Source organism: Microbispora triticiradicis (genome assembly GCF_005864065.1).
GTDB classification, from domain to species: Bacteria; Actinomycetota; Actinomycetes; order Streptosporangiales; family Streptosporangiaceae; genus Microbispora; species Microbispora triticiradicis.
Genome location: NZ_VANP01000004.1, coordinates 547,798 through 562,669, shown reverse-complemented (window position 1 = coordinate 562,669; position 14,872 = coordinate 547,798). Strand labels below are relative to the sequence as shown.

Here is a 14,872-nt window from a genome sequence, read left to right as displayed (position 1 = left end):
GCTGCACCACCACCGTCACGACCCGACAGAAGAACGGCCTGTCCTCCTCGAAGACTTGTTAGCGCTAACACTTCAGGCCCCCCTGTGTTAGCGCTAACAACCCTTCTCTTCGCAGCCCGTCCGGGAGCGCTCATGAAGATTCCTCGTCTGCGGCTCTGGATCGCCGCCGGGGTCGCCGCCGTCATCGGCGCGGCCGGTGCGCTGACCACGACCACCGCCCACGCCGCCACCGGATGCCGGGTGGACTACTCGGTCAGCAGCCAGTGGCCCGGCGGCTTCGGGGCGAACGTGACCGTCAACAACCTCGGCGACCCGGTCAACGGGTGGCGGCTGACGTGGTCGTTCCCCGGCGGGCAGACGATCAGCCAGCTCTGGAACGGCACCTACACCCAGTCCGGCTCCCAGGTGACGGTGACCAACGTCTCCTACAACGGCGGCATCCCGAGCGGCGGCAGCACGAGCTTCGGCTTCAACGGCAACGGAGACGGCGCCACCTCCACCCCGTCGGGCTTCGCCCTCAACGGCACGGCCTGCACCGGTTCGACGGGACCTTCCGGCACGCCTTCGAGCACTCCGTCGAGGAGCCCCTCGGCCAGCCCTTCCGCGAGTCCTTCGGCCAGCCCGTCGTCCACCCCGCAGGCGTCTTCCAAGCCCTGTGACATCTACGCGGCGGGCGGCACGCCGTGCGTGGCCGCGCACAGCACGACCCGCGCGCTCTACCGCGCCTACAACGGCAACCTGTACCAGGTCAGGCGGTCGTCCGACAACGCGACCAGGAACATCGGCGTGCTGAGCGCGGGCGGCGTCGCCAACGCCGCCGCCCAGGACTCGTTCTGCTCCGGCACCACCTGCGTCATCACCGTCGTGTACGACCAGTCCGGGCGGGGCAACGACGTCTGGTACCAGGGATCGGGCGGGGCCGGCGGCAGGGCCACCCCCGCGAAGGCGACGACCGAGTCGCTGACGGTCGGCGGCAGCAAGGCGTACTCGCTGTACATCAACCCCGGCAACAGCTACTGGCGCGACGGCCACACGACCGGCGTGCCGACCGGCAGCGCTCCCGAGGGCGTCGACATGGTGACCAGCGGCACGCACGTCAACAGCGGCTGCTGCTTCGACTACGGCAACAGCGAGACGACCCGGAGGGCCGACGGCGCCGGTGCCATGGACGCGATCTACTTCGGCACGAGCTGCTGGTTCGGCGGCTGCTCCGGAAGCGGTCCGTGGGTGCAGGCCGACCTCGAATACGGCCTCTACCCCGGCGGGAGCAGCTCCTGGAACCCGAACCAGCGGGCCTTCACCAGCAAGTTCGTCACCGCGACGCTCAAGAACAACGGCACGTCCCGGTTCGCGATCAAGGGCAGCAACGCCCAGTCCGGCAGCCTGTACACCCTCTACGACGGCTCGCTGCCCCCCGGCTACAGCCCGATGCGGAAGCAGGGCGCGATCATCCTCGGCAGCGGCGGCGACTGCTGCGCCACCAACACCAACCTCAGCGCCGGCACCTTCTACGAGGGCGCCATCGTCTCGGGCTACCCGTCCGACGCGACCGAGAACGCGGTCCAGGCCGACGTGGTCGCCGCCGGCTACCGCTGAACCGCCCGTCTCCTCACCTCCGCTCCGCGGGTCCGTCCCCCGAGATCGTGCTGAGCTCGCTCCTGAGATCGAGAAAGGAAGGCTCCTCGTGACCCTGTCCCGGAGAGACTTCACCAAGGCGGCCCTCGGTTCCGCCGCGCTCGTCACCGCGGGCGCGGCGGGCTTCCCGCGGGCGGCGCGGGCGGCGACGTACGCCGCCTACGTCTTCGCGTACTTCACCGAGTCGCCGTCGGGCCAGGGTGCGGACTACGGCCTGCACCTGGCGGTCAGCCGGGACGGTCTGAACTGGACGCCGCTGAACCAGAACAACCCGGTCGTCACCCCGACGGCCGGTCAGCTGGGCCTGCGCGACCCGCAGGTGTTCCGGAAGAACGACGGCACGTTCGTCGTGATCGCCACCGACCTCAAGGGCACCGACTGGAACTCGAACAGTCAGTATCTGCACGTCTGGGACTCGGTGAACCTGACGAACTTCACGGGATACCGCCGGGTGCGGATGCAGACCACCAACGACCACACCTGGGCGCCGACGGTCTTCTGGGACGCCTCGCGCGGGCAGTACGGCATCGTCTACTCCGCGGCCGAGATCCTCAGGGTGAACTACACGACGGACTTCGTCACCGTCGGCGCCGCCCAGACCTTCTTCAGCCCGGGCTTCGGCGTCCTCGACGGCGACATCGTCGTGGACGGTGGAACCACCTACCTCTACTACAAGAACCTCGGTGACGGCCGTCTCTACGGGGCGCGGTCGTCCACGGGCGCCCCCAACAGCTTCACCACCTACACCAGCGGCCTGATCCAGGGGAGCGGCATCGAGGCGCCGCTGCTGCACCGGACCAACGAGGGCGGGTGGCGGCTGTGGGGCGACTCGTACAGCCCGGTCAACAACGACTACTACGCCTGGGGGTCGGCCAACGTCGGCGCCAACTCCTGGAGCGTGCTGAACCAGCGTGACTACACCCCGCCGCTGAACTCCAAGCACGGCTCGATCGCCCAGATCACCGACGCCGAGTACAACGCCCTGGTCAGCCGGTGGGGGACGCCCAACTGGGTGCGGCTGAAGTCCTCCAACTACCCCGACCGGTTCGTACGGCACCAGAACAACGTCGCGCGCATCGACGCCTACCCCTTCGATCCGTACCGCGACCAGATGTGGCGGATGGTCCCCGGCCTCGCCGACTCGGCCGGCGTGTCGTTCGAGTCGGTGAACTACCCCGGCAGCTACCTGCGGCACTACAACTACGAGTTGCGGCTCGCCGCCGCCGAGAGCACCGCGACGTACCGCGCCGACGCCACCTTCTACCGCACCGCCGGCCTGGCCGACTCGGCGTGGACGTCGTTCCGCTCCTACAACTACCCCGACCGCTACATCAGGCACTACGACTACCTGCTCCGCATCGACCCGCTCAGCGCGTCGTCCAGCTCCGTCGACCGGCAGGACGCCACCTTCCGCATCACTTCCTGACGGCGCGTCCATGCCGTCCGGCCTTGAATATCATGTCTCTCGATATATGATGAGCACATGACACCACGGCCGATCACCGAACCCGCCTTTCTCGTCCTCACCGCACTGGTCGACGAGCCGCGGCACGGCTACGGCATCGCGCAGGAGGTGGAGCGGCTCTCCGGAGGGCGCGTCCAGCTCAAGATCGGCACCCTGTACGGCGTGCTCGACCGGCTCGCGGCCGACGCCCTGGTGGAGCCCGACCGGGAGGAGGTGCGGCAGGGACGGCTGCGCCGCTACTACCGCCTGACCGACGAGGGGGCGCGGGCGCTGGAGGAGGAGGCCGTCCGGCTGGCCGACAACGCCCACCGCGCCGTCGAGCGGCTGCGCCTCCGCCAGGTGGGAGGCCTGGCATGAGCGTGCTGGAGGAACGCTACCGGCGGGTTCTCCGGTTGCTGCCCGCGTCCTACCGGGCGCGGCGCGAGGAGGAGATGGTCTCCGCCTTCCTCGACGGTGCCCGGCGCGCGGAGACGGGACTCGACGACCAGCGGGTGCGGTGGGCGGAGATCGCCGGCGTGGCCGCGCTCGCGCTGCGGGTGCGGCTCGGCGGCCCCGGCTCGCCGCCGGGGGAGTACGCCACGGGAGAGGCGGTCCGGGGGGCCGCGATCCTCGGCCTGGTCTTCTGGACGATGACCGGCACGCTGTTCGCCGCGCAGACGGTGCTCACGTACGGCGTCGTCGCCGGCGTGCTCCCCGACGGGCTCATGGGCATCGGCGACCCCGAGTCGCCGGAGCGGCTGCGTCAGGTGCTGTCCGGCCTCGCGCCGCTGTTGTGGGCCGCGAGCCTCGGAGCGCTCGTCGCCGGCCGGGCGGGCACGGCCAAGGCGTCGGCGTGGGCGGCCCTGGTCCTGCCGTACGCGCTGGAACCCGCGACGGGCGGCGGTCCGGCCCGGGTCGCGGGGCTCCTGACGGCGCTGCCGGCCCTGGTGACGGTGCTGGCGCTGACGGCCGGGTTCCACCGTGACGCTCCGCCGCCGCGCCTGCGCGGTGCGGCGGCCGCGCGGGTCGTCGCCTTCCCGGCCGCGGCGGGCGTCCTGCTCGCCCTGGCCGTCGGGGTGCTCGGCGCGGCGGCGAGAGCCGGAGGTGAACCGACCCCGCTCATGCTGCAGCCGTGGCTGTGGCTCGACCCGCCGGGCCTCGCCTGCGTCTCGCTGCTCGCGGTGACGGCGTGGTGCGTGGCCCGGCGCCGGTCCGCACTCCGGGCTTCCGCCACCACCACCCCGGTCTCCGCGCCGCCGGTCGTGGCCTCCGGCTCCGTCGCGCCCGCGGCGGCGATCCTGGCCGTGCCCGCCGTGGTGGCCCGGGCCGCCACCCTGCACCCGGGCGCGGAGGGGTACCTCACCGGCCTGATCACCCTCGTCGGGTCCCTGCAACTGGTCCTGCTCCTGGCATGCGGGGTCACGCTCGTCGCCCTCGCCGTACGGACACGGGGGACGACGGCGCGGGCCGACCTTTCCGGCAGCCGTGAGCAGCCCGGCTGACGAAACCGGATGCCGGACCGGAAACGCACATATTCGACGACCTGAGAGACGGCTGTTCCGACTGGATCGATATTTGTTTTCCTGAATTATCAAGCACTGTAAAGAACATTGTCGGCATAGTAGCCTGCGCTCATGTTCAGCCCATTCGCCGCATGCCGGGCGGCCGCTCTGCGACCCGTCGTCGCCGGGGCGGTCGTCGCGGGGGTCATCGCCGCCGGGCCGCCGATCGCGCCCGGCTCGTCCTCCGCGTACGCGGGGGATCCGGGCTCGTCCGCCAACGCCGTCGTCGTCTGGGACCGTAACGCCCAGACCGCCATCTGGGACGTCGCCGGTCAGCAGCCGCAGGTCCAGGCACGCAGCTTCGCGATGGTGCACGGAGCGGTCTACGACGCGGTGAATGCGATCGCCGGCGTTCCCTACCGGCCGTACCTGGTCGCACCGGCCGCCGACGGCACGGAATCGACGGACGCGGCCGTCGCGACCGCGAGCTACCTGGTGCTGCGAGCGCTGTTCCCCGACCAGCAGGCGAGGTTGAGAACGCAGTACGACGAGTCGCTGGGCGCGATACGCGAAGGCACCGCGAAACAGCGGGGAATCACCGTGGGCACCCAGGCCGCAGATGCGATGATCGCGGCGCGGCGGGACGACGGGGCGTTCGGCCCCCAGACGTGGCCGGTGGGCACCCGGCCCGGTGAGTGGCGGCCGGCGCCGCCCGCGTTCGCCTCGGACGGGGCGTGGGTCGGTCACCTCAAGCCGTTCCTCATCCCCAGCGCGTCCATGTTCCGCACGTCCGGCCCGCCGGCGCTCACCAGCCGCCGGTACGCCCGGGACCTCAACGAGGTCAAGTCGGTCGGCTCGGCGACCAGCACGGTCAGGACGACCGACCAGACCCAGGCCGCGATCTGGTGGCACGACCGGCATCTGGCCGAATGGGAGATCAAACGTCAGCTCGCGACGCGGCAGCGCCTCAACGTCCTGCAGGCGGCGCGGATGTTCGCGATGGTCGACCTGGCCGAGACCGACGCCACGATCGCCTGCTACGACGAGAAGGCGGCGTGGAACTTCTGGCGCCCGGTCACCGCGATCCGGCTGGCCGACACGGACGGCAACCCGGAGACGGCCGCCGACCCCGCCTGGACGCCGTTGCTCGTCACGCCGCCGCATCCCGACTACACGTCCGGGCATGCCTGTTTCACCGCGGCGAGCATGTCGGCGTTGCGGCACTTCTTCGGCCGGGACGACATCCCCTTCAGCGGCTACAGCGCCGACTCGGGTACCACCAGGTATTTCCGCGGTTTCTCCCACGCGCTCGCCGAGGTCGTCGAGGCCCGCGTCTGGGGCGGCATCCACACCCGCACGGCGGACGAGCGCGGCGCGAAGATCGGCGCGCAGGTCACCGCCTACATGGCCGCGCACTACTTCACGCCGAGGCCGGGGAGCCGGTAGGGCCCGGCGGCTCCGCCTACCGGTGGTGGCGCTGGTGACGATGGGAGTGGCGGTGGCGGTGCCACGGGGACCGGACGGGGGCGGTGGCCGCCGACGTGGCGGCACCGCTCTCGTAGCCGGGGGCCGAGGCCGTCACCCGTACGGACAGCCGCGTGCCGCGGTCGCGGCCCGTGACGTGGTAGGCCCGCCCCGTCGCGCCCCTGATCTTCGCGCCGTCGCGCAGCCACTGGTAGCGGATCTTCTTCGGCGAGGGCGTCCACGCGCCGGGAGAGGCCGTCAGCCGCCGGCCGACCCACGGGACGCCGCGCACCACCGGGGGCGCCGTGCTGACCAGGGCGGACGGCCGCGCGTCGTGCAGGTCCACGTCGGCCGCCCGGACGAACACCTGCCGGTGGGCGTACCAGAGCTGGTAGTACCGGTCCTGGCCGGTGACGTCGGTGCGGTCGCCCGGAGCCGACCCGTCGAACGACGTCGCCCGGTAGTAGTCCGTCACCACGTCGTCGTCGCTCACCGCGTACGTCTGCCCGGCGGGGATCGTGTACTCCAGGGGCGAGACCGCCTGCACGGGGACATCGGTCCCGGTGTAGGCCGCCGATTCGGGATAGGCGCGGCCGTAGACGGCGGCGGGGCCGGTCGCGCCCGCCTTCACGGTGACCGTCTTCGCCGCCGCCTGGAGCACGACGGGCCGGTCGGCGGGGTTGTGCAGCCAGGCGAGTGAACCCGCCCACCACACGCCCAGCCAGTCGCCCCGCACCTCCGCGACGACGAGCTTGTGCCCGGAGACGACGCGCGCGCTGACGTCGCTCACGTACGTCGTGCCGGCCTCACCGGAGGGCTTCCAGCCGGGGTCGGCGGCGAGCGGGGCGTCCTCCGACGGCGCCTGTCGGAGCGGCAGGAAGTTCGTGCCCGCTCCCGGGACGCACTCCGGCGAGGGCGGCGACGCCGCGGCGCAGCCGGTGAGCGGCTGCCGATTGTCCTGGTATCCGGTGCGGACCTCCACGACGTCGCCGGCCGAGACCTGCGTCGTGGCCGCCCGGCCGCCGCCGATCGGCGCGCCGAGGAGCTCGAAGTAGTGGTCCCAGTCCCAGTACGGCCCCGGGTCCCAGTGCATGCTCTTGGTCGCGCCCGCGACGGTGCCCGGCACCTGGTCGTGGCCGATGACGTGCGCCCGGTCGAGGGGGATGCCGTACGTCGCGGCGAGGTGCTTCACCAGCGTCGCCGAGGTCTGGTACGCCGACTCGGTGTACCAGGTCGCGTCCCCGGCGAAGCCCTCATGCTCGACGCCGATGGAATGCATGTTGACGTACCAGTTGCCGGCGTGCCAGCCCACGTCCTTCGGGTCGAGGTGCTGGGCGACGTGGCCGTCGGAGGAGCGGATCGTGTAGTTCCACGCGAGGTACGCCGGGTCCTGCACGAGCCGCACCGAAGGGTCGTAGTAGCCCTCGGTGTCGTGGATGACGATGTAGTCCAGCTTCGGCCCGCCGGACCCGGTCCGATCGGCGATGTCGTGGTTGCCGTACTTGGTGGTGTTGTCCGGATCGGTGGGCGTGAGCTTGGCGTACGGCGCGGGGATCGCCTCACAGCCGAGATCCTCGGGGCAGCCGGTGTCAGGGGCGGCGGCGGTCTCGGCCGGGGGGAGCGGGACCGACTCGTCGGCGGGGAGCGTCACCGTCTGGCCGTCGGCCGTGACCCGGCTCTCGCCGCCGCGCAGGGTCTGGTAGACCTGCCGGACGAAGTCGTGCCCGGCGCCGAAACGCCCGACGGCGTCCCGCCAGGCGGCCAGGTCGCCGCCTCCGCTCCGGAGGCCGTCCCGCCGCGGGTTCTCGCGCTGGTAGGAGGCGAGCAGCGCCGCGCCGCCGCAGACACCCGCGTTCGGCACGCGCCTGAGGGCGTCGGCCGTCAGCCCGGTCAGCTCGGCCGCCCGCGTGATCTGGCTCTTCGCCTCGGCCACGCGGCCCTTGTCCGCGTCGGTGCCCGGGCCGGGCGTACGGTCGCTCAGGTCGAAGACGCCGTAACCGCCGTCCGCGCTGGGCCGGCCCGAGTGGTCGTCCCACCGGGAGAGCATGTAGGAGACGGCCTTGAGCAGCGGCTCCGGCACGCCGGTGTCCCGGGCCGCCGCGGCGAAGGCGGCCTCCCGGGTGGGCGCGGACAGCGTCGCCGCGCACGAGACCTGCGCCCCGGACTGTGCGCCGGTCGCGGAGGCGGGCGCCGCGGATACCGGGGACATCGGGGGCATGGCGGGCAGCAGCAGCGCCGCGACGGCCAGGGCCGCGCTGCGGGTCGCGCGTCTCACGTGGCGAGCCTCTTCCTGCCGGGTTCCTGCGGGGATTCATACTCGGATTCCTGCCGGGTCTCCGCCGGCGGCGGACCGGGTGAAGCACATCCCGGACGGGTAACGCCGTGTCACCGGGTTGGCGGAATCTCGCCAAGATCGTAACCGAGTATGGAACGCCGAGTCAGGAAATATCCCTTTTCAGGGACCACCGGTCCCGGAAGGGGTCAGACGACACGCCAGGGGGCGGCGGTCTCCTCCCTGAACGTGAGCCCGTTGCCAGGGCCGGCGCGGTCGACCGGCGCCTCGCCGCCCACCGGCGAGGCGGCCCCGTCGAACACCATGCTCTCGATCCGCACGTGGTCGTGGAACCACTCCAGATGCCGGAGGTTCGGCACCGCGGCCGCGACCGCCAGGTGCTGGTGCGGGGCGCAGTGCCCGGAGACCTCCAGCCCGTGGGCGGCGGCGACGGCCGCCGCGCGCAGGAACTCGCTGATCCCGCCGCACCGGGTGACGTCGACCTGCAGGCAGTCCACGTACGGCGCCATGCGGGCGAAGTAGACGAGGTCGTAGCCGTACTCCCCGGCGGTCACGTCGGCCCGCACGAGATCGCGGACGAGCCCGAGGCCCGGCAGGTCGTCGGAGGAGACCGGCTCCTCGAACCACCGCACGTCGAGATCGGCGGCCCGGTCCAGCAGCCGCACGGCCTGCTTGCGGGTGTAGGCGCCGTTGGCGTCGACGAACAACTCGGCGTCGTCGCCGATGGTCCGCCGCGCGGCGGCCATGCGTTCCAGGTCCCGCCCGGGGCGCCGCCCCCACGACTCCCCGATCTTGATCTTGACGCGGGGGATGCCCAGTTCGTGGGCCCAGTGGGCGAGCTGCCGGTGCTGCCGTTCCGCGTCGTAGGTGGTGAAGCCGCCGCTGCCGTACACCGGGACGGCGGCGCGAGCCCCGCCGAGGAGGCGGGCCAGCGGCAGCCCGTGCCGGCGCGCCTTGAGGTCCCACAGGGCGTTGTCGGCCGCCGACAGCGCCAGCCCGGCGATCCCGGGCCGTCCCGCGTTGCGGATCGCGCGGGCCATCGCCGTCCACGCGCCCGGCACGTCGTCCGAGTCGAGACCGGCGACGGCGGGGGCCAGCACGTCCGTCACCACCGACGCGGTGGCGGCGGGGCCGTAGGTCCAGCCGAGCCCGCGCACGCCGCCGGCGCCCGCGTGGACGACCACGATCGTCGTGCTCGTCCACGCGAGCGTCCCGTCGGCCTCGGGGAAGTCGGCCGGGATCGTGTACGCCCGCGCGCTGAGCCGTGCGGGCGTTTCGGGCCCGGTCGTCACCGGCTCACCTCCGCAGCAGCCGCCGCCCCGCGAGCAGCGCGCCACCCGCCACGGCCGCGGCGGTCGCGACGGCGGCGGCGGTCGCGGCGGCCCGGGCCGCCGCCGAGGGCGGCGCGGGCCGGAGGGCGTAGGTCTCCTCCGGGCACGGCGTGTCCCCCCGGTCGCCGCGCAGCCCGGCGCGCAGCAACTCGGCCAGGTGCATCGCGCGGCGGCCGTCCGCGTCGCCCTGCTCGATCTGCGTACGGCAGCTGAACCCGTCGGCGAGCAGCACCGTCGCGGGATCGGCCTGCCGTACGGCGGGCATCAGCACCCGTTCGGCGCAGGCCTCCGACACCTCGTAGTGCCCCTTCTCGAACCCGAAGTTCCCCGCCAGGCCGCAGCAGCCGGAGTCGAGCACCTCGGCGTCCACCCCGGCGGCGTCGAGCAGTGCCTCGTCGGCCCGGTGCCGCATGACCGCGTGCTGGTGACAGTGCACCTGCACCAGCGCCTCGCGCGGCACCCTCGGCGGCTTCCATCCCGGCGTGCGGTCGCGCAGCAGTTCGGCGAGCGTCACCGTGTGGCCGGCGAGCCGCCGCACGTCCTCGTCGTCGGGGAACAGTTCCGGCGCGTCGCCGCGGAACACGGCGGTGCAGCTCGGCTCCAGGCCGACCACGAGCGTGCCCGCCCGCAGATGCGGCCGCAGTTCGTCGAGCGTACGGCGCAGCACCTTCTTGGCCGTCGCGAGCTGGCCGGTGGAGATCCAGGTGAGGCCGCAGCACACGGAGCGGTCCGGCACGCGCACCCGCCACCCCGCCGACTCCATCACCTCGACCGCCGCCCGCGCGACCTCGGGGTGGAAGTGGTCGCTGAACGTGTCGGGCCACAGCACGACCTCCCCGAGCGACCCGTCACCGGCCGGTTCGCGGCCCGCGAACCACTCCCGGAAGGTCCGCGGCGCGAACAGCGGCAGCTCCCGCCGCCGGTCCACCCCCGCGGCGGCCTTCGCCAGCCGGGCCGTCCCCGGCGCGTGCGACAGCGCGTTGGCCACCCGCGGCGCGTACGCCGCGAGCCTCGCCCACACGGGCAGCCACCCCATCGCGTAGTGGGCGCGCGGGCGCGGCCGCCCCTCGTAGTGGTGGGACAGGAACTCCGCCTTGTACGTCGCCATGTCGACGTTGACCGGGCAGTCGGACTTGCAGCCCTTGCAGGCCAGGCACAGGTCGAGCGCCTCGTGGACGGCCCGCGACCGCCAGCCGTGCGCCACCGCGCCGCCCCGCGCCGTGCCGTCCAGCATCTCGAACAGCAGCCGGGCCCGGCCACGGGTGGAGTGCTCCTCGGCCCGGGTGACCATGTAGGACGGGCACATCACCCCGCCCTCGTGACGGCGGCAGTTGCCCACGCCGACGCACCGCAGCACCGCGCGGCCGAAGCTGCCTCCGTCGTGGGGATACCCGAAGTGCGTGGCCACGTCGCCGTGGTTGTAGTCGGCGCCCAGCCGCAGCAGGTCGTCGAGCGGGTACGGCGCGGCCACCTTGCCGGGGTTCATCCGGTCGCCAGGGTCGAAGATCGCCTTGAACCGGCCGAACGCCTCGACGAGTTCGTCGCCGAACATCTTCGGCAGCAGTTCCGCGCGGGCCTGCCCGTCGCCGTGCTCGCCCGAGAACGACCCGCCGTACGCGACGACCAGGTCGGCGGCCTCCTCCAGGAAGGAGCGGAACGCCGCCACCCCCTCGGCCGACGTGAGGTCGAACGGGATGCGGCAGTGCACGCAGCCCTGCCCGAAGTGCCCGTAGACCGAGGTCTGCCCGTAGCCGTACCTCTCGAACAGCTGATTGAGATCGCGCAGATAGTCGCCCAGCCGGTCGGGGGAGACCGCGGAGTCCTCCCAGCCCGGCCAGGTGTCGGGCAGTCCGGGCACGCGGGCCGTCGCGCCGAGTCCCGACTCCCGGATCTGCCACATCTGCTCTTCCAGCTTCGGGTCGTCGAAGACGGCCACGCCGGCGTCGCCGCGCCGCCTGCCGAGCGACCGCAGCACCTCCTCGGCCCTGCGGTCGGCGTCGTCCTTGTCCTCGCCGCCCATCTGGATCAGCAGCCACGCGCCGCCCTCCGGCAGCTTCTTCAGCGCCTCGGCATTGAGGTGGACCTCGCGCTGGTAACGGATCAGCTTGTCGTCGATGCCCTCCAGGGCGATCGGCCGGTGCGGCAGGACCGCCGGCACGGCGTCCCCGGCGGCGGCGATGTCGGGGAAGGCCACGTACGCCATGGTGCACGCCCTGACCACCGGGATCAGCTTCAGCCTGGCCCGCAGCACCGTGACGAGGGTGCCCTCGGAGCCGATCAGGGCCTGGGCCACGTTGAAGCGGTTCTCGGGCAGCAGGCTGTCGAGGTTGTAACCGGACACCCGCCGCGGGATGCGCGGGTAGCGGGTGCGGATCGGCTCCAGGTAGGCGTCGCGCAGCGCCCGCAGCCGGGCGTAGACCTCGGCCTTCCGGCCGCCCTGCCGCTGGATCGCCGCGTACTCCTCGTCGCCGGTCTCGCCCACCCACATCCGGGTGCCGTCGTAGAGGAGCACCTCCATCTCGGCGATGTTGTCCACGACCTTGCCGGCCCGCTGGGCGGTCGCCCCGCAGGAGTTGTTGCCGATCATCCCGCCGATCGTGCAGTGGTTGTGCGTGGAGGGCCTCGGGCCGAACTCCAGGCCGGTGCCGAGCAGCCGCTCGTTGAGGATGTCCAGCACGATGCCCGGCTCCACCAGGCAGGTGCGGTTCTCCGGGTCGACCTCCAGCAGCCGGTCGCAGTGCTTGGACCAGTCGATCACCACGGCGGTGTTCACGCACTCCCCGGCGAGGCTGGTGCCGCCGCCCCGGGACAGCAGGGGCGCGCCGTGCCGGCGGCAGACCGCCACCGCCGCCACCGCCGCATCCACCATACGGGGGACCACCACCCCGAGGGGCACCTGGCGGTAGTTGGACGCGTCGGTGGAGTAGGCGCCGCGCATCGTCGCGTCGAAGCGGACCTCGCCGTCCACCGCCTCCTTGAGGTCGCGTTCGAGCGCCGCGAGATCCACCTGGCCGCCGCCGGGCTGGGGAGGGACCGTCACGGGGTCGGGCAGGAGGCGCAGTGTCTCCGTCATGACAACAGCTCGTTGATCTTGTCGCGGGCGACGGCGGCCAGCGTGCTCGCCTTGTGCGGCTGACCGCGCAGGAACGCCTCGGCGAAGTGCTTGGCCTGGTCGTACTTGACCCTGCCGGGCATGGGCGGCTCGTTGGGGTCGACGTCGCAGTCGACCAGGGCGGGGCCGTCGTGGGCGAGCGCCTCGCGGATCGCGCCGGGCAGGTCGCCGGGGTCCTTGATCTTCGCTCCGTACGCCCCGCAGGCGCGGGCCCAGGCGGCGAAGTCGGCCTCGGGCCGCTGGTGGCGTACGGCGTACTCCGGGTAGCCGAGGATGATCTGCTCCCACAGGATCTGCCCGTAGGAGTTGTTGTTGTTGACGACGACCTTGATCGGCAGGCCGTGCCGGACGGCGGTGAGGAAGTCGGCCATGAGCATGGCGAAACCGCCGTCGCCGACGAAGGCGACCACCTGCCGGCCCGGATAGGCGTGCTGAATCCCGATCGCGTACGGCAGGCCGGGGGCCATCGTGGCGAGGTTGCCCGACAGGTAGAACTCCCGGCCGCCGCGGATCGTCCAGTGCCGGGCGGCCCAGGTGGCGATCGTGCCCGAGTCGCAGGTCAGGATCGCGTCGCCGGCCGCGGCCTCGTCCACGCACCCCATGAGGTACTGCGGGGCGATGGGGTCGCGGGAGGGGTCCTGCAGCGCCTTCATGTCCGAGCGCCAGTCGTCCATCTTCCGCTGGTACTTCTCCAGGAACGACCGGTCCTTGGCCTCGTCGAGCATCGGCAGCAGCGCCTGGAGGGCGAGTTTCGCGTCGGCGGCGACCGGCGCCTCGGTGGGCCTCCGGATGCCCAGCAGGGTGGGGTCGGCGTCGATCTGCACGACCCGGGCCTGCCCCTCCGCCGGCAGATACTTCCCGTACGGGAAGGAGGTGCCGATCATGAACAGCGTGTCGCACTCCTCCATGAGCTCCTCGCTGGGCGCGGTGCCGAGGAGGCCCAGCCCGCCGGTGGTCAGCGGGTGGTCGTCGGGCACCGTGAACTTGCCCGCCAGGGTCTTCACGATCGGGCTCGCGAGCTTCTCGGCGACGGCCAGGACCTCGTCGCGGGCGTGGCGGGCGCCGACCCCGACCAGCATGGCGATCTTGCCGCCCTGCCGCAGCACGTCGGCGGCGCGGGCCAGTTCGTCCTCGGCGGGCCGCAGCGGCGCCACGGAGCGGTTGGGCATGCTGGCCGGCGGGGTGCCGGGGCCGACGTGCCGGTAGGGGTCCTCGGCCGCGGCGGCGACCTGGATGTCGTTGGGGAAGGTCAGATGGGAGACCGTCCGTCTGGTCAGCGCGTTGCGTATCGCGAGGTCCACCACCCCCGGCATCTGCTGCGGGTTGGTGATCATCAGGTTGTACGCGGCCAGGTCCTGGTAGAGCCGGTCGAGATGCACTTCCTGCTGGTAGTGGGTGCCGAGGACGGAGGTCTCCTGCATTCCGGTCAGCGCCAGCACCGGGACGTGGTCCAGCTTGGCGTCGTACAGCCCGTTGAGCAGGTGGATCGCGCCGGGGCCGGAGGTCGCGGCGCACACCCCGAGCCTGCCGGTGGCCTTGGCGTAGCCGGTGGCCATGAACGCGGCGGCCTCCTCGTGGTGGACCAGGATGAAGCGGATCTTCTCCCGTTGCCGCCGGAAGCCCTCCATCAGGCCGTTGATGCCGTCACCGGGGAGCCCGAAGATCGTGTCGACTCCCCATTCCACCAGCCGTCTGGCCAGGCTCTCACCGACGATCTCAGTCATCTGCCTCTCCGTTCGGGTAGACCGTGGACGGATCGGGCCGGCGGCGGCCGCGACGGCCATGCCACCGCGCCCCGCCGCGTCGAGGTCTTTCGAGGTCCCGCGGCTTCGAGCGGCTCGCCGGTCGCCCTTCCCGATGCCGCTCCTCCCAAACGGCGCGACCCTCGCGGCACGGCCTTTTGCGGACGGCGAAAGGCGCGTTTACCAGGCATTTTGCCTGATGCAACTTTTTTCGCGCGGGTGTCGTGGGGGAAGCCGCCGGAACATGGGAGAGCCGCCCCCACACGGGTGCGGGGGCGGCTCCGCCGTACGGCCGGACGCCTGGTCAGGAAGGTACCCGGCCGAAGGTCATGCGCGGATCACGCGCGGA

9 protein-coding genes are annotated in these 14,872 nt (G+C 72.4%); 5 read left to right on the top strand and 4 right to left on the bottom strand.

What is annotated here, in order from left to right; all coding sequences use genetic code 11:
• Nucleotides 1-132: 132 nt before the first annotated feature.
• The 5 genes from FED44_RS13960 to FED44_RS13940 all read left to right on the top strand — a co-directional run bounded on the left by FED44_RS13960 (nt 133) and on the right by FED44_RS13940 (nt 6,027).
• Entirely contained in the window at nt 133-1,596 is a 1,464-nt protein-coding gene (locus FED44_RS13960; RefSeq protein WP_138460878.1) for an arabinofuranosidase catalytic domain-containing protein, read from the top strand.
• Between the two features lie 88 nt (nt 1,597-1,684).
• Entirely contained in the window at nt 1,685-3,061 is a 1,377-nt protein-coding gene (locus tag FED44_RS13955) for a glycoside hydrolase family 43 protein (protein WP_117408294.1), read from the top strand.
• A 57-nt stretch (nt 3,062-3,118) separates the two neighbouring features.
• Nucleotides 3,119-3,457 carry a PadR family transcriptional regulator gene (locus FED44_RS13950; RefSeq protein WP_244301908.1) on the top strand — a complete coding sequence of 113 codons (339 nt, stop codon included), beginning with the start codon at nt 3,119-3,121 and terminating at the stop codon, nt 3,455-3,457.
• Nucleotides 3,454-4,581, top strand: coding sequence for a hypothetical protein (locus FED44_RS35770; RefSeq protein ID WP_167521463.1), 1,128 nt, complete (start codon nt 3,454-3,456; stop codon nt 4,579-4,581). Before FED44_RS13950 ends, FED44_RS35770 begins: the two co-directional genes overlap by 4 nt.
• Before the next feature lie 132 nt (nt 4,582-4,713).
• Entirely contained in the window at nt 4,714-6,027 is a 1,314-nt protein-coding gene (locus FED44_RS13940; RefSeq protein ID WP_138460877.1) for a vanadium-dependent haloperoxidase, read from the top strand.
• Nucleotides 6,028-6,043: 16 nt separating this feature from the next.
• Here the strand turns inward: FED44_RS13940 and FED44_RS13935 are convergent, their stop codons facing one another.
• The 4 genes from FED44_RS13935 to FED44_RS13920 all read right to left on the bottom strand — a co-directional run bounded on the left by FED44_RS13935 (nt 6,044) and on the right by FED44_RS13920 (nt 14,505).
• The gene (locus FED44_RS13935; protein WP_208758963.1) at nt 6,044-8,320 is read right to left on the bottom strand and encodes an N-acetylmuramoyl-L-alanine amidase; all 2,277 of its coding nucleotides are present in this window, start codon (nt 8,318-8,320) and stop codon (nt 6,044-6,046) included.
• A 206-nt stretch (nt 8,321-8,526) separates the two neighbouring features.
• Nucleotides 8,527-9,630 (bottom strand): enolase C-terminal domain-like protein, encoded by a 1,104-nt coding sequence (locus FED44_RS13930; RefSeq protein ID WP_138460876.1) that lies wholly within the window; start codon nt 9,628-9,630, stop codon nt 8,527-8,529.
• 4 nt (nt 9,631-9,634) lie between these two features.
• The gene (locus FED44_RS13925) at nt 9,635-12,742 is read right to left on the bottom strand and encodes an FAD-binding and (Fe-S)-binding domain-containing protein (RefSeq protein ID WP_138460875.1); all 3,108 of its coding nucleotides are present in this window, start codon (nt 12,740-12,742) and stop codon (nt 9,635-9,637) included.
• Entirely contained in the window at nt 12,739-14,505 is a 1,767-nt protein-coding gene (locus tag FED44_RS13920) for a thiamine pyrophosphate-dependent enzyme (protein WP_138460874.1), read from the bottom strand. Before FED44_RS13920 ends, FED44_RS13925 begins: the two co-directional genes overlap by 4 nt.
• Between the last annotated feature and the right edge of the window lie 367 nt (nt 14,506-14,872).